Source organism: Salegentibacter salegens, assembly GCF_900142975.1.
Lineage (GTDB): Bacteria > Bacteroidota > Bacteroidia > Flavobacteriales > Flavobacteriaceae > Salegentibacter > Salegentibacter salegens.
Genome location: NZ_LT670848.1, coordinates 1,205,183 through 1,231,492 on the forward strand (window position 1 = coordinate 1,205,183; position 26,310 = coordinate 1,231,492).

16 protein-coding genes are annotated in these 26,310 nt (G+C 37.3%); 12 read left to right on the forward strand and 4 right to left on the reverse strand.

The genetic code is table 11. From position 1 onward, the window contains the following. Window positions 1-648: a YlmC/YmxH family sporulation protein gene (locus tag B5488_RS05455; RefSeq protein ID WP_197686302.1), complete on the forward strand. Its 648-nt coding sequence runs from the start codon at window positions 1-3 to the stop codon at window positions 646-648. Between the two features lie 188 nt (window positions 649-836). Here B5488_RS05455 and B5488_RS05460 read toward each other — a convergent pair whose 3' ends face one another. Further along, window positions 837-2,963, reverse strand: coding sequence for a Tex family protein (locus B5488_RS05460; protein WP_079734337.1), 2,127 nt, complete (start codon window positions 2,961-2,963; stop codon window positions 837-839). 99 nt (window positions 2,964-3,062) lie between these two features. Continuing rightward, entirely contained in the window at window positions 3,063-4,028 is a 966-nt protein-coding gene (locus B5488_RS05465) for an App1 family protein (RefSeq protein ID WP_079734338.1), read from the reverse strand. A gap of 68 nt (window positions 4,029-4,096) precedes the next feature. Here B5488_RS05465 and B5488_RS05470 point away from each other — a divergent pair, with 68 nt between their 5' ends. The 7 genes from B5488_RS05470 to B5488_RS05500 all read left to right on the forward strand — a co-directional run bounded on the left by B5488_RS05470 (window position 4,097) and on the right by B5488_RS05500 (window position 18,953). Next, the gene (locus B5488_RS05470; RefSeq protein WP_079734339.1) at window positions 4,097-4,972 is read left to right on the forward strand and encodes a diacylglycerol/lipid kinase family protein; all 876 of its coding nucleotides are present in this window, start codon (window positions 4,097-4,099) and stop codon (window positions 4,970-4,972) included. Between the two features lie 288 nt (window positions 4,973-5,260). After that, on the forward strand, window positions 5,261-8,347 hold the full coding sequence (locus B5488_RS05475) for a SusC/RagA family TonB-linked outer membrane protein (RefSeq protein ID WP_079734340.1): 3,087 nt from the start codon (window positions 5,261-5,263) through the stop codon (window positions 8,345-8,347). Between the two features lie 9 nt (window positions 8,348-8,356). Further along, on the forward strand, window positions 8,357-9,946 hold the full coding sequence (locus B5488_RS05480) for a RagB/SusD family nutrient uptake outer membrane protein (RefSeq protein WP_079734341.1): 1,590 nt from the start codon (window positions 8,357-8,359) through the stop codon (window positions 9,944-9,946). Window positions 9,947-10,086: 140 nt separating this feature from the next. Continuing rightward, a complete protein-coding gene (locus B5488_RS05485) occupies window positions 10,087-13,461 on the forward strand; it encodes a VCBS repeat-containing protein (RefSeq protein ID WP_079734342.1) in 3,375 nt (1,124 codons plus the stop codon). Further along, window positions 13,445-16,711: a VCBS repeat-containing protein gene (locus tag B5488_RS05490; RefSeq protein WP_079734343.1), complete on the forward strand. Its 3,267-nt coding sequence runs from the start codon at window positions 13,445-13,447 to the stop codon at window positions 16,709-16,711. The genes B5488_RS05485 and B5488_RS05490 overlap by 17 nt, the downstream gene beginning before the upstream one ends. After that, entirely contained in the window at window positions 16,712-18,046 is a 1,335-nt protein-coding gene (locus B5488_RS05495; RefSeq protein ID WP_079734344.1) for a vanadium-dependent haloperoxidase, read from the forward strand. A gap of 4 nt (window positions 18,047-18,050) precedes the next feature. Continuing rightward, window positions 18,051-18,953, forward strand: coding sequence for a hypothetical protein (locus tag B5488_RS05500; protein WP_079734345.1), 903 nt, complete (start codon window positions 18,051-18,053; stop codon window positions 18,951-18,953). 338 nt (window positions 18,954-19,291) lie between these two features. On the opposite strand, the gene B5488_RS05505 is transcribed toward B5488_RS05500, so the two are convergent. Both B5488_RS05505 and B5488_RS05510 read right to left on the reverse strand, forming a co-directional pair. After that, the gene (locus B5488_RS05505; RefSeq protein WP_079734346.1) at window positions 19,292-19,936 is read right to left on the reverse strand and encodes a gluconate 2-dehydrogenase subunit 3 family protein; all 645 of its coding nucleotides are present in this window, start codon (window positions 19,934-19,936) and stop codon (window positions 19,292-19,294) included. 11 nt (window positions 19,937-19,947) lie between these two features. Continuing rightward, entirely contained in the window at window positions 19,948-21,651 is a 1,704-nt protein-coding gene (locus B5488_RS05510; protein WP_079734347.1) for a GMC oxidoreductase, read from the reverse strand. A 149-nt stretch (window positions 21,652-21,800) separates the two neighbouring features. Here B5488_RS05510 and B5488_RS05515 point away from each other — a divergent pair, with 149 nt between their 5' ends. The 4 genes from B5488_RS05515 to B5488_RS05530 are packed head-to-tail and all read left to right on the forward strand — an operon-like array spanning window position 21,801 to window position 26,301. Then, window positions 21,801-22,811 carry a sugar phosphate isomerase/epimerase family protein gene (locus B5488_RS05515; RefSeq protein WP_079734348.1) on the forward strand — a complete coding sequence of 337 codons (1,011 nt, stop codon included), beginning with the start codon at window positions 21,801-21,803 and terminating at the stop codon, window positions 22,809-22,811. Between the two features lie 18 nt (window positions 22,812-22,829). Next, window positions 22,830-24,071 (forward strand): nucleoside permease, encoded by a 1,242-nt coding sequence (locus B5488_RS05520; RefSeq protein ID WP_079734349.1) that lies wholly within the window; start codon window positions 22,830-22,832, stop codon window positions 24,069-24,071. A gap of 22 nt (window positions 24,072-24,093) precedes the next feature. Further along, entirely contained in the window at window positions 24,094-25,233 is a 1,140-nt protein-coding gene (locus B5488_RS05525) for a Gfo/Idh/MocA family protein (RefSeq protein ID WP_079734350.1), read from the forward strand. A 12-nt stretch (window positions 25,234-25,245) separates the two neighbouring features. Further along, window positions 25,246-26,301 (forward strand): sugar phosphate isomerase/epimerase family protein, encoded by a 1,056-nt coding sequence (locus B5488_RS05530; RefSeq protein ID WP_079734351.1) that lies wholly within the window; start codon window positions 25,246-25,248, stop codon window positions 26,299-26,301. The last annotated feature ends 9 nt before the right edge of the window (window positions 26,302-26,310 follow it).

A 26,310-nucleotide genomic window follows, 5' to 3' on the forward strand; every position in this document is an offset into this window, starting at 1 on the left:
ATGAGTAAAGATATCAAGAATACGAATTTATACTATTTAAGTGAATTAAAAGACTATAAAATTGCAGGCGGTTACCCCGATATTCGTGGCTGGGTTGTAAGAGATGCCGATAAACGTGTAGTTGGTAAAGTCGATAATTTATTGATTAATAAAAATCTTGACCGTGTAGTTTATGTAGACGTAGAAGTAGACCAAACAATTATAGATTCCCGTCACGATCCCTACGGAAAACCCGCAGATCCTGAAATTAAAGAGTTTGTGAATAAAGATGGGCAAAATCATGTAATTGTTCCCATTGGCCTGGTAGAGCTTGAAGAAGATGAGAAATATATCTATACTTCCAGAATTACCCACCAGACTTTTGCTGAAACAAAACGAATTGAGCGCGGAACTAATCCAGACCGACATTATGAAGAAACTGTTTTAAGCTCTTATAATCGTCCGTCTGCTGCCGAAAGAGAAGATGAGCACATCCAGCGCCGAAAAGAAGATGAGTATGTCGATAAACCTATTTCTGAACGCAGGGAAGGAAATATTGTAGACGATGAAAATTATAAAGAAGACCATCGTAACAAAAATCGCTATACCGATGATGAATTTTATGACCGGGAAGAGTTTGATGGTGCAAATTTTAGAAAAAGAGATTAGGAATACTAAAAATAAACGAGGCTGTTTGAAAAGTCTAACTTCATCGAGCTGGACTGATTTTCAAACTTTATCGCGAATGAATTTCGGAATTTTAATAGGTTTTGATTATCAAAATCTTAGATCCTGAAATATCCCGAAACTTCGGGGCAGGTTGACGATTTTAAAACTTTTCAAGCAGCCTCTTCTTATCAATCAATCAAAGAAAGTTGAACGCGCTTTTTTTCTTCATCTACAGAAAGTACAGTAACTTCTAATTCCTGATTTAATTTTACCACAGAATTTACATCGCTAATAAATTCATTAGCAAGTTTCGAAATATGGATAAGTCCGCTTTCTTTGATTCCAATATCTACAAAGCAGCCAAAATTGGTTATATTATTTACTATTCCCGGAAGTTTCATACCCGGCTTTAAATCGGCAATACTTTTTACTGAAGGATCGAAACTAAAGGGTTTTTTCTTTGCCCTGGGATCGGCGCCCGGCTTTTTTAATTCCCCTAAAATATCTTTTAAACTCGGTAAACCAAGACTACCGGAAATATAATCTTCAGGTTTTATTTTTTCAAGAACTTCAGTATTTCCTATCAATTTTTCAGGCTTTAAAGTATTGTTTTTTGCCATTTTTTCAACTATAAAATAACTTTCAGGATGCACGGCTGAATTATCTAAAGGATTTATAGCATTTTTAATTCGTAAAAATCCGGCAGATTGTTCAAAGGCTTTTTCTCCCAGGCGTGGCACTTTTAGCAATTCTTTTCTGCTTGTAAAACGTTTATTTTCTTTTCTGTAATCCAGAATATTTTGTGCCAATCCCGGGCCAATTCCAGAAACATAGGAAAGCAGTTCCTTACTTGCAGTATTTAAGTTTACGCCTATTTTATTTACACAACGCATCACTACTACATCAAGTTTCTCTTTTAATTTGGTTTGATCTACCTCGTGCTGGTACTGCCCTACCCCTATTGATTTTGGATCTATTTTAACCAGTTCTGCCAGCGGATCACTTAATCTTCTGCCTATAGAAACCGCTCCACGAACCGTAACATCATAATTAGGAAATTCATCCCTGGCAATTTTTGAGGCAGAATACACCGAAGCTCCTGCTTCATTAACCGTAAAAACCACTACTTCCCTGGGTAAATAGACATTTTTAATAAATTGTTCGGTTTCTCTGGCAGCGGTGCCGTTACCTATAGCAATGGCTTCAATTTTATAAGCATTTACCAGGCTTTTTATTTTTGCTGCAGCTGCATCTATTTTCTTTTGCGGGGGATGAGGAAATATCGCTTCATTATGCAACAAATTTCCCTGCTCGTCTAAACAAACTAGTTTGCAACCAGATTTAAAACCCGGGTCTAATGCTAAAATTCGTTTGCTTCCCAGTGGAGCTTCCATTAAGAGTTGCTCAAGATTTGAAGCAAATACGGCAATGGCATCTTCATCTGCTTTTTCTTTAGCTTCATTTAGGAATTCGGTAGCGAAAGATTTTTTAAGCAATCGTGTAAAAGCATCTTCAATCCCGTCTTTTAAATATTTCACTCCAGAAAAACCGGGATTTTTGATTACTGCTTTTTCAATTAAGTTTAAAGCTTCCGATTTATCGACTTCGATTTTTAGCTTAATTATTCCCAATTTCTCTGCACGGTGAATAGCTAAAAATCTATGTGAAGGAATTCTTTTAAGCGGCTCTTCCCATTTTTCAAACTGGGTGAATTTGGAGGCTTCCGGGTGTGCTTCTTCTGTTTTTACCCATTTTGTAATTAACTGGGCTTTTCTCGCATATAATCTTCTAAGTGAATTTCTTACATAGGTATTTTCATTAATCCATTCAGCAATAATATGTCCGGCGCCACTATAGGCGTCTTCTTTAGTTTTTACCTTTTCAGAAAGAAACTGTTTTACCGATAGATCAATATTTGGAGTGTTTTGCGCCATTAAAATTTTGGCTAACGGCTCCAGGCTGGCTTCACGAGCTACATCTGCTTTCGTTTTTCTTTTCTTTTTAAAAGGTAGATAAAGATCTTCAACTTCAGTTAAAGTTGTGGCTTTATCAATTTTTTCAGCTAAAGCTTCGGTTAACTCATTTTGGGTTTTTATGGCTTTAAGCACCGCTGTTTTGCGCTTTTCCAATTCATTAAAAGAATTGAGCAACAGCGCAATTTTTTCAACTGCTACTTCGTCTAAATTCCCGGTGGCTTCTTTTCGATAGCGGGAAATAAACGGAATGGTAGCGTCGGCTTCCAAAAGGGCGATAGTATTTTGAATACTTTTGGCGGGCAATTGGGCCCTGGATTGTATATAGTCCTGTACGTTCAAAGAATGGAATTTCAGATTAAATAAAATATCGACTTAAGTTTTGGCTTTCTTTTTATAGCCGGGAAAGTTAATTTTCAACAAATATAAGATTCAAAAACTTCAAATTATCCCCTCTTCGCGTGAATGTTTTATGGCTTTATTGCTATTCTTAAAGTAACAAATACTTACCCCAAGGCTTTCTATATTTTTGAGAATTTTAGTGATTTCCGATTTCTTTTTTCTTCCGGTTTGCCTTATATAAACCGCTTTTACACTCATTGGGAAAATTTTACAAATACGCTCGTAGATGTTGGCATCTTTTTGTGAATCGTCTCCTAAAAGCACATAAGGAATGTTTGGGTAAAAAGAGATAATATCCTTAATTTTTTCAAATTTATGATCGTGGCTTCCGCGACCGGTAGAGAGAAAATCTGAAATTCCCGTTTTAATTTTTTTAAGTTTAATTACTGCCTTGGGCAGCTCGTGCATCTTAGCAAATTCATTAACAAATTCGTATAAATTCCACTCACTGCTGGAAACATAAAAGAAGGAATTTGAAGCTTTATCTGAATCCTGCCCTGCACGGCTTAATTCTTTATAATGATCTACAACATCATCAAAGATCTTGCGTTTATTGATGTTTTTTGAAAGCATAACATATAACTTCTTAAAAAAACTATTGCTATGCGAAATAAGAAAAGTATCATCTATATCTGAAATTATCCCGTATTTAGAAGGATGCGGTTTTAACACCTCTCCCTTTTCTATCATCCCAAAATCCTTGATGTTACAACTTACCTCATATTCGTGCCAGCCACTTTTTAATTCTTCAGAAAAAGGAATAGTAAACCTAAAGTAACCATCGTCCAGCGTTTTGGTAGTAACTCTGGTATTCTTAAACTTAAGGGTAATTTCCTTATTCTTTAATGGACTAATGCGAAACATATGAATAATGGCCACCGCATGTTTTATTCCTTTTCTATCCAGCCTGTACTTATCTGGTGCCCAGGATTTAAATAAATGTCCATATACAACAAGCTCCTGATTATTTACATAACCACGATAGAGTTTTAGGTCTAACTTCAAAATTTTAGATTTTTATTGAATTTTTCTTGTTCCAAAATAATTAAATTTAAGCATATTCTAGAAGCTATATGAAAGAAATACAGAAGGTATTACTTATTGTAAATCCAATTTCAGGAGATCTGAACAAGAAAAATATAATTGAAACAGTTGAAAATGAGCTTCTAAAAATTAATGCCCGGCTAATAACCTTCAAAACAACGGGTGAAAATGACCAGGATAAAATTAAAAAACTCGTTGCTGAGAATACGTTTGACAGGGTTTTTATTGCCGGTGGTGATGGGACTATAAAACAAGTCGCAGAAGCTTTAATAGACTTTTTAATTCCTATTGCAATCTTTCCGGCAGGTTCTGCCAACGGTCTTGCTGTTAATTTAGGTATTCCAATCAACCTGGAAGAACAGTTAAAAATAGCTTTGGGCAATAAGCATACAGAAATGGATATGCTGGAAATTAATGGTGAACTTTGCCTGCATATTAGCGATCTTGGATTAAATGCAGAATTAATTAAAAATTACGAACATTCCAGGATTAGAGGAAAAATGGGCTATTTGCTACAATCTATACCTACCCTTTGGGAAAGTAAATATCCTTTTGAATTTGAGATTGAACTGAATAATAAAAGATTTACCAGAAAAGGAATTCTTCTTGCATTTGCCAATGCCAAAAAATATGGCACCGGCGCCAATGTAAATCCTAAAGGCAAAATAGATGACGGGGTTTTTGAAATCCTGTTATTTAAAAATTTCGACGTCCTGGAGATTCTAAAAACATTACGGAATGAAACAGATGTAAACTCAGAGTTTGTAGAGATAATTCCGGTTAAAAGCGCCAGGGTCTTCTGTAGAAAACCGGTCGCTTTTCAGATTGATGGAGAATATATTGGAGAAAAGGAAGAAATTTCTGTCAAAATTTCGCCCAAAAAACTACCGATAATGACATATTAATGGGTTTATATTGAAATTTTATCAACAATAATTGTAAAATCCTGATACTTTCACGTGTCAAAATTACATTTATTTTTCAAATTGCTGTTATTCAGCTATTTAACATTCATTACGAATTTTTTAATAGAATTTTAAGCTACGTTTTATTCTCAATTCACCCTTCTTTATACTCATTTCCGAAAACACGCAAACGTTTGCGTTTATAGCCTGCATAATAATTAGCATAATTTTTTACTAATTTAGATCATCAACTTAATGGTTTAATTAATCAACTGTAAAATTAAATTTATGAAACAAAGATTACTCAAAATCGGTTTGTTTCTGTTTGCTATTTTCAGCTTTGGCTTTGTCCAGGCGCAGGAAACAATAACGGGAACAGTAACCGATGGGGAAATGCCCTTACCGGGAGTGAATGTTGTGGTAAAAGGTACCTCCAATGGTACCGTAACCGACTTTGACGGAAATTATTCGTTAAACGATGTTCCAGGTGATGGTGTGCTGGTATTTAGCTTTGTAGGCTATGCCCAACAAGAAATTTCGGTAGACGGAAGAACAACAATTAACGCAACAATGGCAGAAGATGCCAGTGCACTTAGCGAAGTAGTTGTTATTGGTTATGGTAATGTAGAAAGAAGAGACGCGACTGGTGCGGTTTCTACAGTTTCATCTGAAGAATTTAACCAGGGTGTAATTTCTTCGCCAGAAGAACTTATACAAGGTAAAACAGCCGGATTACAGGTAACCACTTCTAGTGGGGAGCCGGGAGCCGGAGTTAACATTCGTATTCGTGGTACAACATCGGTTAGAGGTGGTAACAATCCTCTATTTGTAGTAGATGGGGTTCCATTGGCTGGAGATGAAGTTTCGGCAGGTGGGGATGATGTAGGTTTTGGATCTTCCAGTTCTAAAAACCCACTTAATTTCCTTAACCCATCTGATATTGAAAGTATGAGTGTACTTAAGGATGCATCTGCAACCGCCATTTATGGTTCCAGGGGAGCTAATGGGGTTGTTATTATCACTACAAAAGATGGTAGAGGAGATAAAGGAAGATTAAATTATAGTACAAACCTGGGTATTGCAACTCCGGCTAACGAATTTGATCTTTTAAACCGGGAAGAATTTTTAGACGCTGCTGAAAGTTATGGTGGCAACAGAGAAGACCTGGATTTTGGTGGCAACACTGACTGGCAGGACGAAATTACCCGCTCTGCTTTTTCCCAGGTTCATAACCTTTCTTATTCCAACTCTTATACCGGTGGTAATTATAGAGTTTCCGGTAATTATACCAATCAAAATGGAATTATAGAGAATTCTTCTATGGAGCGGTTAACCGGTAGGCTAAATTTAACTCATAGGCTTTTAGATGATAAATTGAAGTTAAACCTTCAATCTACCATTGCCAGGGTTAATGATGAACGTGCTCCAATATCAGATAACGCAGGAGCGCAGGGAGATTTATTAGGAACAGCATATTTTGCAAATCCAACATATCCGGCAGATCCTGAATTTACTCCGGGTGGTGATTTTATAAACCCACTTGCATTATTAAAGTATAACCAGGATGAAACTGAAACCGATAGGGTTTTACTTAATCTATCGGCCGATTATAAAATTTTACCAGAGTTAAGTGCAAAAGTTGCCCTGGGTTATGACGAATCTAACTCTTATCGTGGTGCTGCTCTTTCTGGAGACATTGCGGGTGTAGGATCTGGTGTTCCGGGCAATGGTAGAGGTTATATCAATGAGATTAATTCTACAAACCGATTAATGGAACTTACTGTTAATTACGAAAAGCAATTTGAGAATTCTAAGTTCACTGCATTAGCCGGTTATTCATTCCAGGACTTTAGTCGTTCAGGAATTACTGTTTCAGGTTTTGGTTTTTCAACCGGAGATATGGATGCAATGATAGATGAACTTCAAGCCGGTAGAGATGCTATTGAAGGCTCTATAGACGGCGCATATCAACAATATGGATATACCGGAGAAGATATATTTGTAAACCGTCTTTTCCCTGAAATAGCTACAGATAATGTGGCCAATCCTGGTAATATAGCTGCAAGTGCCATTGCAGGAGATAGATTTGATGTTACCGATGAATTGCAGTCTTTCTTCACCAGGTTAAATTATGAATTGGCAGGTAAATATTTATTCACCGCAACTTTAAGAGCTGATGGTTCTACTCGTTTTGGTGGAAATAACCAATACGGATATTTCCCTTCTGGTGCTTTCGCATGGCAAATAGGTGATGAAGATTTTATTCCGGAAGCTATTTCGACCTTAAAACTTAGATTGGGTTACGGAGTAACCGGTAACCAGGAAATTCCATATAACCAATACGAACAGCGTGAGAGATGGGCCGGTTTCGGAATTAACAATGGTGGTGGCATAGATGCTCCGGGTACTACGCTTGTATCTTTTGCTAATCCTAACTTACAATGGGAAGAAACAAGCCAATCCAACATTGGACTTGATTATGGTTTTATGAACGATAGATTAAGCGGATCTTTAGATTTCTATTACAAAAATACTACAGATCTTTTAATCCAGGTATTTTCTGCTCAACCTTCTCCCCAACCATTCGTATTCCAGAACCTGGATGCTAATGTGATTAATAAAGGGGTTGAATTTGCGATAGATTATGATATCATTCAGCAGGAAGACTTATTCTGGAACTTCGGCTTCAACATTGCTTACAACGATAATATGGTTGAAGATTTTGACGGAGTAATTGATACCGGTGAAATAAGTGGACAGGGATTAACGGGAGCCTTTGCCCAACGTTTAGTTGGTGGCCAGCCGCTTTTCTCCTATTTTTTAAGAGAGTTCGAAGGCTTTGATGAAACGGGCCAGTCCATTTATCCTAATGGAGATGTACAGCAATTTGTTGGCAAAAGCGCATTACCAACCACAAATTTAGGTATCTCTACCAGTGTAGAATATTTAAATTGGGATTTATCTGCTTTTCTAACAGGACAATTTGGACATTATATTTATAACAATACCGAAAATGCTTTCTTTACTGCGGGAGCAATTGGTAATGGTAGAAATGTGACTCAAAATGTTATTGGTAATGGAGAATCTAACCTTAACGCACCAGATGTGTCTACAAGGTTTCTTGAAAAAGGAGATTTCCTAAGAATGCAAAACCTTACTTTAGGGTACAATTTTGATATCGCTGAAGAAAGCTTATTCAACACCTTGAGATTATCGTTAACCGGGCAAAACCTTTTTGTAATTACAGATTACACAGGTCTTGATCCAGAGGTAGATACCAATAAAGCACTAAATAATGTTCCTTCGGCCGGTATAGATTATACCGCATACCCGAGACCAACAACAGTGACTTTTGGTTTAAATGCATCATTTTAAAAAAGTATTATGAAAAGGAGTATTTTAAAAATAACACTAGCTACTTTAGGAGTTCTAAGTATCGCGTCCTGTACCGATCTGGAGCTTGAAGATACCGACTCGGTAACCCGTGAATCATCAGATGGTGGATTTGACGGAGTAAGTAACGTAGAAGGCTCAATAAATAACGCGTATAATACCATCCAGGGACATTTACAAACCCAGGAAAATTTATATGCCTTACAGGAAGCCACATCAGATGAATTATTAATTCCCACCAGGGGAACTGACTGGGGAGACAATGGAGTTTGGAGAACTTTGCACCAGCACACCTGGGATGCTACTCACCCTTATCTTTTAAATACATGGAACAACTTTAATTCCAGTGTATTTTCCCTAAGCGAAATTATTGAAACCCCGGAAGCAAGTGCAGCCCAGGTTGCAGAAGCCAAAGTCTTAAGGGCTTTCAGTATGTACTGGATAATAGATTTATTCGGCCAGGTTCCCTTTAGAGGTGTAGATGAAGGTCCCGATGTAAGCCCAATGGTAATGTCACGGGCTGAAGCTTTTGACTTTGCGATGAACGATCTTGAAGAAGCTTTGCCGGAATTGCCAGCCAATGGACCGGGAGCGGATACCGATAGAGCTTCTAAGGCTCTTGCGAACTTTCTACTGGCTAAATTGTACTTAAATAAACATATTTATTTAGGTACAGGAGCGCCGGCTGCTGAAGATATGACTGAAGTGGTTACTCACGTGGATGCTATTGCTGAAAATGGATTTGCACTTCAAAGTGGATTCTTCGAGATTTTTGAACCTGATGTAGATGTTTCTGATACTGAGATAATTTTTAGAACTAATTACGGTGCCGATGCACGTATGTGGAGTACCTTACACTATAACCAGGGAACGCCCGGACAACAAGCAGGAGGATGGAATGGTTTTTCAACTTTAGCTGAATTTTATGACCTTTTTGAAGGAGATCCCGAAGTTAACGTACCGGGTTCAGGCCAGGAAGAACGTAGAGGTTTTGTACCTACTTCAGGGAATACTGCGGGAGAAGGTGATTTAGATGATGACGACGACGGAATGGAAGATGGATCTTATATAGGATATGGATTTCTAATAAACCAGCAATATGCTTTGGATGGATCAGAATTAAGCGACAGGACTGGAAACCCATTGGTTTACACTAAAGAATTGCCAGGTCTTGTAGGTAACAATGAGAGAACCGGTATTAGATTACTTAAATACCACCCATCAGATGGGGCTTATCCGGGTAATTTAATTGTTTTCCGTTATGCTGATGCCCACCTTATGAAGGCTGAAGCTATTCACCGTGGAGGAACATCTGGCGAATCTGCTTTAAGCTTAGTAAACGAGTTACGGGAACTAAGAGAAGCTACTCCGTTAGAAAGTCTAACAGATCAGGATTTACTTGACGAAAGAGGTCGTGAACTTTATATGGAATTCACCAGGAGACAGGATCAAATTAGATTTGGTACTTATACCGATACGTGGAGCTTTAAAGATAACACAGAAGCTTTTAGAGTATTGTTTCCAATACCTTCAACAGCCTTGACTTCTAATCCTAATTTAGAACAAAACGAAGGTTACTAATTACTTGAATTAGTTTTTATAAAAAAGAGGCTATTAATGCATTGCATTTTTAGTCTCTTTTCTTTTAGACTCCTAAAACCTTCTTAAAATTTGTTTAAATTGCCAATCAAAATAGCCTCCCTTCAAACCTGTTTTTCTCAATGAAAATCAATTCTCATTTATCTTTTCTTTCAACTTTAAGTTTAATCTTTATTATTCTGTTTTTCAACGCATGTACAGAAGATAAGGCGCAACATAAATTACCGGAAGAAAAAGAAAATCAAGATGCATTATTCTCTAAATTGTCCCCTCAAGAAACAGGCATCAATTTTGAAAATAAAATAACCAATACAAAAGATTTCAACATTTTTCGATATAGAAATTTTTACAATGGCGCTGGGGTAGGCATTGGGGATATTAATAACGATGGTTTGCCTGATATTTATTTAACCTCCAATCTTGGTGAAAATAAACTCTACCTAAATAAAGGCGATTTTAAATTTGAAGATATTACCGAAAGCTCTCGCACTGCGGGAATAAAAAACTGGAGTACCGGTGTGAGTATGGTAGATATTAATCACGACGGATTTCTGGATATTTATGTTAGCAATGCCGGAAATATTGAAGGAGCCGATCGTAAGAATGAACTTTTTATAAATAATGGCGATCTTACCTTTACTGAAAACGCGGCTTCCTATAATTTAGATGAAAACGGGTTTACAACCCACGCTGCTTTTTTTGATTATGATGGCGACGGAGACCTCGATGTATATATACTTAACAATAGTTTTATTCCGGTTTCCAGCCTAAGTTTTAATAATAAACGGGATCTTAGAAGTGAAGATTGGGATTTGCCCGAAATCTTTAAAGGTGGAGGCGATAAATTACTTCGTAACGATAACGGAAAATTTACCGATGTAAGTAAAGAAGCAGGGATCTATGGAAGTTTAATTGGTTTCGGACTTGGAGTTACCGTTGGTGATGTTAATAACGATCAACTCCCCGATCTCTATATTTCTAACGATTTCTATGAACGTGATTACCTTTATATCAATAATGGGGATGGTACTTTTACTGAAGATATTAAAAACCGTGTTTCTCATTTAAGTCTTTCGTCGATGGGTGCAGATATGGCCGATATAAATAACGATGCCCGCCCCGAGATCTTTGTCACCGATATGCTTCCTGAAAGTGATAAACGCCTTAAAGAAACCTCAGATTTTGAACGCTTTGATATTTATAAACTCAAAGAGAGCAGGGATTTCTATCATCAATTCATGCAAAACACGCTGCAGCTTAATACGGGGAACAATAATTTTAAGGAAATAGCATTTCATAGTGATGTGGCCCAAACCGATTGGAGTTGGGGCGCCTTAATTTTTGATATGGATAATGATGGCTTTAAAGATATTTATGTAAGCAATGGTATTTACCACGATCTTACCAACCAGGATTTTATGGATTTCTTTGCCAACGACATCCTTCAGGAAATGGTGATAACAGGTAAGAAAAAAGAATTTGATTCTATTTTAAATGAGATGCCCAGCAATCCTATTCCCAATTATGCTTTTCAGAATAATGCCGATCTTACTTTTGAAGATAAAACCCGGGATTGGGGTTTAAATGAACCCAGCTTTTCTAACGGTTCTGCATACGCCGATCTAGACAACGATGGGGATCTTGACCTTGTGGTTAACAACGTGAATCAGGAAATATTCATTTATAAAAATCGATCATCAGAGAAATTAGAAAATAATTACCTGAAATTAAATCTAAAAGGTAAGGACAAGAATACTTTTGCCATTGGTAGTAAGGCCCTACTCTACCTCAATAATCAGGTGCTTTCTCAAGAATTAATTCCTACTCGAGGTTTTCAATCTTCCATAGATTACAGCCTTACATTTGGCCTTGGAAAAGCTAAAAAAATAGATTCGCTTAGAATTATCTGGCCAGATAGAACTACACAGCTTCTTGAAAATCCAAAGATTAATACCACTTTAGAACTAAATCAAACTAAAGCTAATTCCACTTATAGCCTGAAACAACAGCAAAATCTACCTATTCTTACTGAAATAAATACAAAGCTTCAAACGCATAAAGAAAATAATTATATAGATTACGATTATGAAGGTCTAATACCAAAAATGTTATCGCGTGAAGGCCCGGCATTAGCTGTAGCCGATATAAACGAAGACGGAAATGAGGATTTTTATTTAGGAGGCGCAAAAGGCCAGGCCGGAGTACTATATCTGCAAAGCAATTCAGGAGATTTCACTAAAAAAAAGCTTGACATTTTTAATACCGATGCAAGTTTCGAAGACACCTATGCTGTATTTGCCGATGTAAATGGAGATAACAAACCAGATCTTATAGTAGGTTCAGGCGGGAATGAGGCAAATGTTAGTAAAGAAATTTTCCGCAATAGAATTTACCTGAATCAGGGAAATAACAATTTTAAGCTCTCAAATTTTAACTTACCAAATACCGGCCATAATACTGCGGTTATCGCAACTTACGATTTTGATACCGATGGTGATTTAGATTTATTTATAGGAAGCAGGAACGTACCCGGAATTTTCGGTATAAATCCGAAACATCAATTACTGGAAAACGATGGAAACGGCAGTTTTAAAGATGTAACCGATGCCAAAGCTTATATTCTCAATGACCTCGGGATGATTACCGATGCCACCTGGGAAGACACTAACGGGGATGGTAAAAAAGACCTCGTGTTAACCGGGGATTGGATGGCGCCGAAAATCCTGCAAAACAATAAAGGATCATTTAAATTAATAGAAACCAACCTTGAAGAATTTTCCGGCAGCTGGACATCCCTCTCGGTTCTTGATATAAATGAAGATGAAATCCCAGATTTTATTTTAGGGAACCGGGGCACCAATTCATTTTATCAAACTTCAGCTGAAAATCCAGTTAAGGTTTATATTAACGATTTTGATAATAACGGCACCATAGAACAAATCTTTACCCGAAATATTGATGGAAAAGATGTTCCAATTCATTTAAGAAGAGAACTGGCTGGTCAAATTTCAGCAATAAAAAAGCAGAATCTAAAATTTTCAGAATATGCTACAAAGTCTATACAAGAACTTTTTCCCGAAAAAGTTATCGATAATTCTATCGTAAAAGAAATTACAACTTTTAAAAGTTTTCTTGCTTTAAATAATGCTGAAGGCAATTATGAGTTTAAAGAACTTCCTACCGAGGCGCAGTTATCGAGTATTCACGCGATTGAACATTTAATTACTAAAAATGGCAATAAATACTTTTTACTCGCCGGAAATAATTTTAATTTAAAACCTCAATTCGGTCGTCTAGATGCCGGTAAAGGACTTCTTTTAAAAGTGAAAAAAAACGGAAACATGGAGATTATTTCTTCAGAAAAATCAGGCTTTTTAGTTGAAGGGGAAGTGAAGTACATCAGGAAAATTGCCAATAAAAATGGAGAAATCTTAATTCTTGTAGCGGTAAATAATCAGGAACCCAAAATATTTAAATTTGATGAAAAAGCCTTGTAGCCTGATATTTTTACTGATCTTTTTCGTTTCCTGTGAACAAGAAAAAGCACCTGAAGATTTTCTTTTTGAAAAACTTCCGGAAGAAACTACAGGTTTAAATTTTAGCAACAATCTTACCGAAACCAATGCCTTAAATATTTTAGATTACCTGTATTTCTACAATGGCGGTGGCGTTGCTGTTGGCGATATCAATAACGATGGCTTGCCCGATATTTATCTTACCGGAAACCAGGTAAATAACAAGCTTTTTCTCAATAAAGGAAAGATGCAGTTTGAAGATATTACCGAAAAGGCAGGGGTTTCAGGAGAATCAGACTGGAATACAGGTGTGGTTATGGCCGATGTGAATGCCGATGGTTTCCTGGATATTTATGTGTGTGCCGTTTCGGGAATTAACGGTTTAAACGGAATAAACGAATTATTCATCAATAATGGCGATGGCACTTTTACTGAAAAAGCGGAAGAATTCGGATTAGATTTTAAAAATTATTCTTCAACGGCTGCTTTTTTCGATTTTGACAATGATGGCGATTTGGATATGTACCTCCTAAATCACGCCGTACACACAGTAAACACTTACGGCCCGGCCGATATTCGCAATAAGCGCATTGCAGAAAGTGGCGATAAACTTTTAAGAAATGATAACGGTAAATTTATTGATATAAGTGAAGAAGCCGGAATTTACGGAGGCGCAAATGGTTATGGGCTCGGTCTTGCTACTGCCGACTTTAATAATGATGGCTTTACAGATATTTATGTGAGTAACGATTTTCACGAAGACGATTATTATTATTTGAATAATGGCAATGGTACTTTTACCGAAACCCTAAAATCAAAATTTGGTCATGTAAGTCGGTTTTCTATGGGAAATGACGCCGCCGATGTAAATAACGACGGTTTTATTGATATGCTTAGCCTGGATATGCTCCCTCAAGATGAAAAGGTTTTAAAAGCCTCTGTAAGTGACGATCCCCGAGATCTGGATAAACTTAAAACCGAAGAATTAGGCTATCACTACCAGTATGCCAGGAATATGCTGCAAATAAATCAGCAGGGAGAATATTTTCAGGAAACAGGGCTTTTAAGCGGGATTGCTGCTACCGATTGGAGTTGGGCTCCCCTATTCGCAGATTTTGACCAGGATGGCTTCCAGGACCTGTATATCGCCACCGGGATACCTAAACGCCCCAACGATCTAGATTATATAAAATATGTTTCCAGTAACCAGATTCAGAAAAAAATAAATAATACCCGTTTGGTAGATAATGAAGCCTTAGAGATGATGCCTTCGGGTAAAGTGCACAATTATGTTTTTAAAGGTTCTGCCAGCCTAAATTTCACCGATCAATCGGGGAAATGGATGGCTCGAGATTCTGTGATCTCCACAGGAATTGCTTATGGCGACCTGGACAATGATGGAGATTTAGATATTGTAAGTAACAATATTAATGCAAATGCGAATATTTATGAAAACCAGTCAGACTCGACTTCGGCATATTTAAAATTATCTTTTAACCTGAAAGATAAAAATACCTTCGGGATTGGCACCAAGGCAATTGCCTGGCAGGATGGAAAAATGCAAACCCGCCAGCTTTATAATTCAAAAGGCTTCCAGTCTTCATCAGAACCTATTATTCATTTTGGATTTCCAAAGCAAGAAAAGTTAGATTCTTTATTAATTATCTGGCCAGATAATACCTTTCAGAAAGAATTTCAGCTTGAAATAAATCAGCATTTAGAAATAAGCCAAAATCAAAATCTTGAAGAGATTGATTATAAAAAGCTTTTTCCTGCCCCATCACCCTGGTTTGAGAAAATTGATTCTTTAGGCGGAATTAACTTTAATCACAAAGAAAATAGATATACCGATTTTGACCGTCAAAAATTGATCCCTTACCAAATTTCAGATCGAGGACCGGCAGTTGCGGTTGGAGATTTGAACGCTGATGGTTTGGATGATATTTACTTCGGAAATTCAAAATTTGAACCCGCAGAAATTTATTTTCAGCAGAAGAACACCTTTAAAAAACAGGATTTTCAACTTTTGAAAGAAGATGAAAAAACCGAAAATACTTCAGCATTTATCACCGATCTTAATCAGGATAATAAGAATGAACTTTTTGTCACTTCAGGTGGTGGGGAATTCTACGGTGAGGCTGATGCTTTATTGGATAAAATTTATTCTGTTGAAAATGGGGAACTAACGGCTAAGGAATTGCCCCAATATTTTGAAAATACTTCGGTGGTTAAAGTTAGTGATCTAGACGGCGATGGCGATCTAGATATTTTTGTAGGCGGCGCCGCGGTTTCTAACGACTTTGGCAAACTACCTTCCTCCTATTTACTCTTTAATGAAAACGGTAAATTCAGGATTCAGAAAAATCCTGAACTCGAAAAAGCTGGAATGGTAACCGATGCAATTTGGACTGATTTTGACGAAGATGGCCTTGACGATTTAATCGTGATTGGAGAATGGATGTCGCCAAAATTTTTCAGAAATAATAACGGGACTTTAGAGAATACTACAGCAAAAATGCTGGATAAAGAACTAAACGGGCTGTGGCAAACAATTATTCCTTTTGATATAAATAACGACGGGAAAATGGATTATTTACTCGGAAACTGGGGCTTAAACACCAAATTTCCTGCTTCAAAAGAATTTCCGTTAAAAATGTATTATTCAGATTTCGACAAAAACGGAAGTACAGAAACAATTATAGCCTATGCTAAAAATCAAAAATATTATCCTGCAAATGGACTCGATGAGCTGGTAGGACAACTTTCATATTTGCGTAAGAAGTTCCCGGAGTACAAGGATTTTGCCGGGAAAACTATAGAAGATATTTTTGAGAAAGAAGTGCTACAAAAAGCTAAATTACTGAAAGTGCACACAATGGCTTCAGGATATTTGCTAAATCAGGATGGAAAGTTTATTTTTAACCGCTTTCAAAATGCACTGCAGGTAGCCCCTATTTTAGCCTTTTTAAAAGCCGATTTTAATAAAGATAATCAGGATGAAGTATTGGTTGCCGGGAATTATTTTGGAATAACCCCATATCACGGGAGGTTTGATGGAATGGCTGGAAATATGATCACGCAAAATGGAGAAATTCTGGAAAGTGTTGAGCTGGGAATAAATCTTACCCAAAAGAGCGTGAGGAGCCTTGATTTAATTAATTTTAAGGGGATTGATTATCTTATGGTGAGCCTGAATAATGGCAAACCTGAATTTTATAAATTGAAGAAGTAAATGAAAAAAATATTTTATTTATTCATTTTTACCATAGTACTAACTTCCTGTGTTAAGGACGAAAAACCTATTGTGGTTACGGCTGAAAACTATCACCAAACGGTAGATAAGATCACCGAAATTATGGTTCACGATATCTTTTCGCCCCCCGTTGCCAGCCGCATTTATGCCTATTCTAACCTGGCCGCTTATCAAATTATGCGACAGGAAAATAAAGATTTAATAGATTTTACTTCAAAATTTGAAGAGCTGAAGCCAATCCCTAAAGCCGACACTACTGCCAACATCAATTTTAAGCTGGCAGCCCTAATTGCGAACATGGAAATTGGAAAAAAATTAATATTTTCTGAAGAACTACTTACCACCTATCGTGACAGCCTTTATACAGAGTGGAAGAGAACAAATGAAGAAGAATTCAATAATTCAAAAGATTATGGTTTAGCGGTTGCGCAACACCTATCTGAATGGATTGAAAAAGATAATTACAAAGAAACCCGCACTATGCCTAAATACTCTGTGTATAGTGACGATCCCGGCCGCTGGCAACCCACCCCACCCTCCTATATGGATGGTATTGAACCGCATTGGCCAAAAATAAGACCTTTTACACTTGATTCTTCTTCCCAATTTAAACCGGCACCTCATCCCGAGTTTTCACTTAAGAAAGGAACAGCTTTTTACGATGAACTTGTTGAAGTTTATGAGATTAAAAAAGAAATGGAGAAAACAGGTGATGATGCTGAAGAAGTGAAAATAGCCAAGTTTTGGGATTGTAATCCTTATGTTTCAACCCAAAGAGGCCATCTTATGTTTGCTACCAAAAAAATTACTCCCGGCGGGCACTGGATGGGAATTTGTAAAATTGCTTCTAAAAAAGCCGACCTGGATTTTGCGCAAAGTTCTTATGCTTATACCGCAACTGCCATTGCCCTGGCAGACGGGTTTATAAGCTGTTGGGACGAAAAATATAGTAGCAACCTTGTTCGACCTGAAACATTAATTAATAAGTTTATAGACGATAATTGGAAGCCCGTGCTCCAAACTCCACCATTTCCTGAGTATTCCAGCGGGCATTCTGTGGTTTCGGGTGCAGCTTCTATCGTTCTTACCAGGATCTTTGGAGATGATTTTAATTTTGAAGATGACACCGAGGTAAAATACGGATTACCAATAAGATCGTTTAATTCCTTTTCTCACGCAGCCAACGAAGCCGCTATAAGTAGATTATATGGCGGAATACATTATCGCTCTGCAGTAGAAAATGGTATTGTTCAGGGTCGAAATCTTGGTAACCACGTAGTAAAAAACCTCAACATACAACCTCTCACCTACTAATTTAATGTCAAAAAAATACTGGCTACTGCTTCTTACTGGCTTACCTGTGCTTTTTCTGCTTTGGTATTTTGCAATTAAAAATGATGATTATACGATAAAGTTTGAAGCCAAAGCACTTCCCGGCGAAATAGCCTACAGGATAGATGCTCCTGTTTTCGATAGAATGGAAATTAATAATTCTGAGATTAAATTTGATTTTTCGCGAGTAGTACAGGAAGCAAAATTGGGTTCAGAAAGCTATAACCTTAATTGGATAATTAAACCGAAGAATGACTCTGTCACTAAAATAAAAGTAGAGATCACCAATAAAAATAATTCTTTTGAAGATCGTTTTCTCTTACTCATAGGCCAAAACGATTCTCAAAAGGAAATGAAAGCTGAAATAGCTTACTTTAATAAAGCCCTGACTACTAATCGTGAATTATACACGGTAACAATTGAAGGTGAGACTGTTTCTCCTGAAAATACCTGTGCCTGTATTACAACCGATAGTAAAGTAGATCAAAAAGCTTTTGAAATGATGAAAACTATAGATATACTTTCAAATTATATCCTCGATAACGATCTCAAAACGCTTGGCAGACCTAGAATACTCATTAACTCCTGGGATAAAAAATCTAAAAATATCAACTTCAGCTTTTGTTTTCCTATTGCAGAAATTAAAGACTATCCAGAGAATTTATTGATTAATATTCAAAAAATTAGTTCAGAAAAAGCTTTGAAAGCGAGTTTCTACGGCAATTATATGTTTTCACATAATGCCTGGTTTCATTTACTCGATTATGCTGAAAAAAATAATATTGAAGTTAAAACGGAAAATATCCTGGAGGTTTTTAAAGATAACCCGCAAATGGGTGGAGATGAATCGCTATGGGAAGCTGAAATTTACATGCCTATAGCAGAATAGAATTCTGCCAATTTCACCACACGTGTCTTAGCATCTAATTTTATTAAAAAGAAAGTCTGAAAACTTCTATTTTCGTCAAGCTGAACTGGTTTCAGCTTCTAACTTGTTTTGATTATATCAATCATCTTAGATCCTGAAATAAATTCAGGATGAAGAATTTAAAAACTTTTCAGACTTTCTCTTTATACAGTAAAATCTGAAGTAAACTGCCCCGGGAGGCAGTATTGGGAAAATACATCTTGTTTTCGAGGCAAAACTCGGTGCATTTAATATTAAAAAAACCTCACAGGTTTTAAAAACCTGGGAGGTTTGATATTTAATCAATGTACTCTTAAAAATTAAAGCGACATAGCCTTGCCACCACCCAGTTCATCTACTGGGCCACAAGGAATATATTCCCCGGGAATTGGATCATACCACATTACTTCTTCACCAATTTTTTCACTGGTTTTGTAAGCCCATATCCCCATACTTCGTACTTCTTCTAAATAAGCCAAAGTACCTGCATCAGCATCTAAAGTCACTTTTTGATCTTTATCCTGCGGATCCTGGGTTTCTGTATTTCGTTTAGCTATTTCATCTCTTTCTGCAGGGGTTGCTTTAAGATATTTCGCTACAATTTGCTCATATTCTTCTGCACTGCCGTCCCCTTCATCTTTATCAAATTCATTTTTGAAAGCCCTCGCAAAAGCATCAGCAGATTGTTTGAATTTCTCCTGCCTATCTTTAGGAGCAACCTCTTCCATATAAGAATCTATAAATTCAGCAATATTCAAATCCTCAGCACCCGGAGTATCCGTTTTTGGAATAATAACTTCTAAAACTTGCTTTAGCGCAAAACCATTAGAAGCACTTAAAAAAGTAGGTTCCCAGTTATAAGAAGGATCATTTTTACAGCTTTGCAAAAGGTTTAAGGTTGTGGGACCTACAATAATAGCCCCTGCTCCAAGTCCTATATTTCTTAATGCCTGTCTTCTATTCATAATCCTGATTATTAAGCGTTAGATTTTTTAAAGTTTTTAGAAGCATGATCTGCTGCTCTGGCAGTCATAGCCATATAAGTTAAGGACGGATTCTGACAACCTGCAGAGGTCATAAAAGAACCATCGGTAACATATACATTTGGAACAGCGTGAACCTGGTTGTTACCGTTTAAAACCGAAGTTTTAGGATCTCTTCCCATTCTGGCAGTTCCCATTTCGTGAATTCCAAGTCCAGGTGCGCCAATATCATCATAACCCTGTACATCTTTAAATCCGCCTTTTTCCAACATTTCTACCGCCTGGTTTACCATGTCTTTTCTCATTTGAAGTTCATTTTCTTTGAACTCTGCATCAAAAGTTACTGTTGGTAAGCCCCATTCATCGGTTTTATTATAATCCAGGCTCATTTTATTCTCATGATAAGGCAAAGTTTCTCCAAAGCCCATTAGGCCCATAGTCCAACCTCCTGGCTTTTCGATAGCTTCTTTTAACTCCTTTCCGTAAGAAGCTTCAGCAATACCTTCGCTCCAATCTCCACGACTGGCACCACCCTGATAACCATAACCACGGGTGAAGCCCAGGTTATCGCTTCCGTTTATATTTCTAAAACGGGGTAAATAGATTCCGTTAGGTTTTCTTCCTTTATAATATTGATCTTCAAAGCCATCATATTTTCCAGATGCTCCGGCTTTAAAATGATGATCCATCACGTTATGCCCAAGTTCTCCACTATCGTTCCCCAAACCATTCTCAAATCTATCAGATTTTGATTGCATAAGGATGCTTGTAGAAGCAATTGCTGACGCGCAAAGGAAAATAACATTGGCTTTAAACTCTATTTCTTCTTTAGTTTCGGTATCAATTATTTTTACCCCTGTGGCGAGTTTGGTTTCGGGATCGTAGAGAACCTCATTTACCACAGAATTGGGTCTCAACGTCATATTTCCGGTGCGTTCTGCCGCCGGTAAAGTAGAAGAGTTACTACTAAAATAAGCTCCGTAAGGACAACCTCTAATACACCGGTTTCTATACTGGCAATTAGAACGACCTTCAAATTCTTCATCTCCCGTTAAGTGTGCTACTCTTCCTGCGGTTAAAACCCGGCCGTCATTAAAATTCTCGGACATACTTTTTTTAAGGTGGTCTTCAACGCAGTTAAGTGGCATGTGTGGAAGAAATTTCCCATCTGGTAATTGGCTTAAGCCCAGGTTTTCACCACTAACCCCAATATACGATTCAACATAATCATACCAGGGTGATATATCTTTGTAACGAATTGGCCAGTCTACACCGTGACCGTCTTCTTTATTTGCAGTAAAATCTAAATTACTTAGGCGGTAGCTGTGACGCCCCCACATAATAGATCTGCCTCCAACGTGGTAACCGCGCATCCAGTCAAATCTTTTAGTTTCATTATAAGGATGTTTAATATCGTCTACAAACCAGTGTGCACTGGCTTTATTAGTAGTATAACCGGTACGTGCTTGTTTTTGTTGACGCTTTTCTTCTTCCTGGGTTAATTGGCCTTTAAATTTATAATCCCAGGGATCATCGTTCATTGTGGGATAATCTTCAATATGTTTTACCATACGTCCACGTTCCAGCACAAGGGTTTTAAATCCTTTTTCACTAAGCTCTTTTGCGGCCCACCCACCGCTAATTCCTGTACCTACGACTATTGCATCATAAGTGTCTTTTTCATAATAATTGCTCACTGTCTTGTAGTTAATTAATAATTTAGTTAATCGAATGTTTCCAAATATATAAATTTATGGTTATAATTTTGCTTCTTTAAAAAAAAGTATACTTTTAAGATCTTAAACTATCAGTAAAATCACATTCCAGTAACACTTAAATACATTTTATGAACCTAAGACTAACCAAAGTTTCTTATTATTTATTATTCCTTTTTATCTCCTTCGGAATTTTCTCCTGTAAAGATCAAAAAGCTGAAAAAGAAAACACAGCAACCGCTGAAGTAGCCGAAGAAAATGCTGAGCCATTTTTTAAACTTTCTCTTGCACAATGGTCTCTTAATAAACCAATTTTTGCCGGAGAATTAGACCCGATGGATTTTGCAGAAAAAGCAAACGAAATGGGATTTGAAGGTATTGAATATGTAAGTAGTTTTTATGGCCAACGAATTAGTGAAGCCAGTAATCCAGAAGAAGCAATGCAAAAAATGCTGGATACTTTAAAGGCGAAAAGTGAAGAATTTAATGTTGAAAATGTTCTAATAATGGTAGATGGCGAAGGCGAGTTGGCCAGCCCTAACAAGGCTGAACGCGATAAAGCCGTAGAAAATCATAAAAAATGGGTTGATGCTGCCAGTTTTCTTGGAGCTCACGCTATACGTGTAAACCTTTTTGGAAGTGAAGAACCAGAAGAATGGAAAACTTCAGCTACCAAAGGTCTAAAAGCTCTTAGTGAATATGCCGCTGAACAAAATGTAAATGTTTTGGTTGAAAATCATGGATATCTTTCTTCTGATGCAGCGCTTCTTGTAGAAGTAATTGAAGGCGTAAATATGGAAAACTGTGGTACACTACCCGATTTTGGAAATTTCTGTCTTAAAAGAGAAGGTGGCGAACGTTGGGAAGCAAAATGTGTAGAAGAATATCCAAAATACCAGGGCATAGAAGAAATGATGCCGCACGCCAAAGCGGTTAGCGCCAAATCTTATGATTTTAATGATGAAGGTGAAGAAACATCCCTTGATTATGAAAGAATTTTAAAAATTGTTCAGGATGCGGGTTACACCGGTTTTGTGGGTGTAGAGTATGAAGGCGAAAATTTATCTCCTGAAGAAGGTATAAAGGCCACCAAAGAACTTTTAATAGAAGTAGGCAGCAAATTAAACAGCAACAATAATTAAGAGAAGCTACATAAGATAATGAAAAGTTTAACCAGATTTCAACTATCAACCATGATGTTCCTCCAATTTTTTATTTGGGGAGGGTGGTTTGTAACTTTAGGAACATTTTTAGGTAATGAAAATAATCTCGATGCTACTGACGGGCAGATAAGCATGGCATTTTCAACACAATCCTGGGGAGCAATAGTGGCTCCCTTTATTATTGGTTTAATCGCCGACCGTTTTTTTAATGCGGAGCGCATTCTAGGATTTCTTCATATTGCAGGTGCGATTTTGCTTTATATGATGTTTCAATCAGAAGATTTCACCAATTTTTATCCCTTTGTTTTGGGGTATATGATTCTTTATATGCCAACACTTGCCCTAGTAAATTCTATTTCGTTTTACCAAATGACAGACCCATCAAAACAATTTGCCAGCATTCGAGTTTTTGGTACTATTGGGTGGATAATTTCAGGGCTGGTAATAAGCCTAGTTTTTGCCTGGGACTCTTCTGAGGGTCGCGCCGAAGGGATGCTACGCTACACTTTTTTAATGGCAGCAGTTGCTTCAGCGGTTTTGGGATTATTCAGTTTCACCTTGCCTAAAACACCACCAAGCAGTAAAGGAGAAAAAGTAACTATTTCAGATATCTTAGGTCTGGAAGCTATTGGTTTACTTAAAGGAAGAAACTTCTTGATTTTCTTTATTTCATCTATTTTAATATCTATTCCGCTGGCTTTTTACTATCAAAACGCCAACCCTTTTCTTTCGGAAATAGGTATGGAAGATCCTACTGCAATGATGTCTATTGGCCAGGTTTCTGAAGCACTATTTCTTTTGTTAATTCCATATTTTTTCAAAAAATTCGGCTTTAAGATCACGATTCTTGCTGGTATGTTGGCCTGGACGATACGATATTTACTCTTTGCGTTTGGCGACACCGGAGAGCTCGTATTTATGCTCATTCTTGGAATAGCACTTCACGGAATTTGTTACGATTTCTTCTTTGTATCGGGTCAAATTTATACCGATTCTAAAGCGGGACCAAAAATTAAAAGTGCAGCGCAAGGTTTAATTACCCTGGCCACTTATGGTTTTGGTATGTTAATAGGATTCTGGGTAGCAGGAATGGTTAGTGATATGTACCTTCTAGCCGATGGAAGTCACGACTGGCAACAAATATGGATAATACCAGCAGCATTCGCCTTTTTAGTAATGATTTTATTTGCTATCTTCTTTAAAGACGAAAAAATAGAGAAAAAAGATATTGAAATATAACCAAACAAAAAATAAATAATTTATGGGTAAAAAAATAAAATTAGGAGTATTAGGCGGCGGTGGCGATTCCCTTATCGGGATCTTACACCGGGTGGCCTCTTCTATGTTTGATAAATTTGAATTTGTAGGTGGAGTTTTTAATCCCGACATTGAAGAGAGTAAGAAATTCGCTCAGGAATTAGGAATTGGAACCGACAGGGTTTATAAAGACCTGGACCATCTAATCGCTGAAGAAGCAAAGTTGCCGGAAGATGAACGCATAAAAGCGGTATCTATTCTTACACCAAACTTTTTGCATTTTCCAATGGCAAAACAGCTTTTGGAAAATGGTTTTCACGTAATCTGTGAAAAACCAATGACCACTTCTTACGAAGAAGCAAAAATCCTTGAAGATACGCTCACTAAATCTAAAACTATCTTTGCGGTAACTTACACCTATACCGGTTACCCAATGATTCGCCAGATGAAAGAAATGATCGCAGCTGGAGAGATCGGGGAAGTTCAAAAAATAGACGTACAATATTATCAGGGATGGATAAATTCAATTATACACGATAAAGATGAAAGAAACAGCATTTGGCGACTTGATCCTGAAAAAGGAGGAATAAGCTGCTGTATTGGTGATATTGGCACACACGCTTTTGATATGATTGAGTATGTTACCGGCCTGGAGGTAAAAGAACTTTTAGCCGATTTGAATTATGTATATTCAGATAATAAAATGGATGTAGACGGCACCGTACTACTGCGTTTTTCAGAATTTGTAAAAGGAGTGCTTAGATCCAGCCAGATCGCTACGGGAGAAGAAAATAATTTTGCCGTAAAGATCTACGGAAAAAAAGCAGGCTTAAAGTGGGAACAAGAAAACCCGAATTATCTTTATAAATTAGAAGACGGGCAACCTATGAAAGTTTTAAAACCGGGCCACGATTATAATTCAGCTTTGTCTTTAGACGGTACTAAACTACCTCCTGGACATCCAGAAGGGATTTTTGATTCTATGGGAAATATTTACAAAGGCGTGGCAAAAGCTATAAATGGTGAAAAATATCACCCTGCTGAATTTCCTACAATAAAAGACGGTATACGCGGCATGAACTTTATAGAAAAAGTAGTGGAGTCTCACTCAAAAGGAAATGTTTGGATAAAAATAGACGCATAAAAAATTAATGAGATGAAAACAGTAAAAGGACCTGCGGTTTATTTAGCTCAATTTATGGATACAGAAAAGCCATTCAATAGCTTGGATGGTTTGTGCGAATGGGCGGCAGATTTAGGATATAAAGGAATACAAATCCCAACCTGGGAATCGGCTTTAATAGATCTAACAAAAGCCGGGGAAAGCAAAGATTATTGCGACGAAATTAAAGGAAAAGTAGAATCTTACGGCCTGGAAATTACAGAGCTTTGTACGCATTTACAGGGGCAACTCGTGGCAGTGCATTCGGCTTACGATACTATGTTCGATAATTTTGCTCCAAAAGAAGTTAGAAACAATCCAAAAGCCCGAACCGAATGGGCCGTAGAGCAAATGAAAAGCGCAGCTCGTGCCAGCAGGCATTTTGGTTTGGATGTGCATGGAACTTTTAGTGGATCCTTGCTTTGGCATACTGCCCATCCCTGGCCGCAGAGACCGGAAGGTCTTGTAGAAATGGGATTTAAGGAACTTGCAAAGCGCTGGATGCCTATTTTAAATGAATTTGATGAACAAAACGTAGATGTGTGCTACGAAGTACATCCAGGGGAAGATCTTCACGACGGAGTTACTTTTGAACGATTCCTTGAAGCTACCAATAATCATAAAAGGGTTAATTTATTATATGATCCCAGCCACTTCGTGCTGCAACAATTGGATTATATTTCGTACATAGATCATTATCACGAATTCATAAAAATGTTCCACGTAAAAGATGCCGAATTTAATCCTACCGGAAAAAAAGGCTCTTTTGGAGGTTATGGCGACTGGATAGATCGTGCGGGAAGATATAGACATCCCGGAGATGGCCAGGTAGATTTTAAAACCATTTTTTCTAAATTAACCGAATATGGTTGCGATGTTTGGGCAGTTCTTGAATGGGAATGCTGTATTAAATCGCCAGACCAGGGTGCGCGCGAAGGTGCGCCGTTTATTAAAAGCCATATTATTGAAGCTACCCAAAAGAAATTTGACGATTTTGCAGGAAGTGAAATTGACGAACAAAAATTAAAACGAATCTTAGGAATTAACTAATCACATAGA